The 900-nt window shown below is 66.9% G+C and carries 1 protein-coding gene; it reads right to left on the minus strand.

Going from position 1 to position 900, the window contains the following annotated elements; all coding sequences use genetic code 11:
* On the minus strand, nt 1–777 hold a 777-nt coding region (locus ACK1U9_RS24660), incomplete at its 3' end, for an SDR family oxidoreductase (protein ID WP_449110244.1).
* Nucleotides 778–900 lie beyond the last annotated feature (123 nt).

Here is a 900-nt window from a genome sequence, read left to right on the forward strand (position 1 = left end):
CGCCCAGTCCAGCACCCGCCGTGGCAGTAACCGGGCCATCAACGGCAACGCCATGCTGCCATTGCCCAACCGCACCATCGCCGGCACCGGCGACTTCCCGACCGCCGCCAGCACGCCCTGGGCAAACACTGCCGCCGAGGTGGGCTTGTCCTGCGAAGCCCGTGCCCGTGCCTGCACGTGCTCGCGCAACGGCCACCACGCCGAGTCCGCCGCCAGCACCTGCTCGGCCTGACGCTGGGCATTGCTGGCGAACTGCGAGGCAATCGCCCCAGGCTGCACTTCCATCACCCGCACCCCAAACGGCGCCAATTCCAGGCGCAATGCATCGCTCAGTGCATGCACGGCTGCTTTCGAGGCGCAGTAGGCGCCGGCGAACGGGGTGACCAGCACGCCTGATACGCTGCCGATGTTCACCACCAGGCCCCGTGAGCGGCGTAGCTGTGGGAACAATGCGCGAGTAACGCCGGCCACGGCGAATACGTTGGTTTCGAACTGCTGGCGCAGGGCATCCACACCGCCATCGAGCAGCGGGCCCATGGCGCCGTAGCCGGCGTTGTTGATCAAGATATCGAGGTTTACCAGTTCCTCGGCCAGGCGAGCCAGCGCTTCGCTGTCGTTCACATCAAGTTGCCGGGCGGTGAAGCCGGCGGCGTTCAGTTGCTCGACATCCTCAGGTTTGCGGGCGGTGGCCCAGACGTGGTGGCCGGCATCGCGGAAGGCGTCGGCCAGGGCGCGGCCGATGCCGCTGGAACAACCGGTGATCAGGACGGTGGGCATGGTTGGGGCCTGTTGTCAGGGGAAGTTGGTGTTGCCTGTGCCGGCCCTTTCGCGGGCTTGCCCGCTCCCACAGGTACTCCACAGCTCTTGAGTACTGTGCAGTACCTGTGGGAGCGGGCAAGC

It is taken from the genome of Pseudomonas sp. XP1, assembly GCF_053557675.1.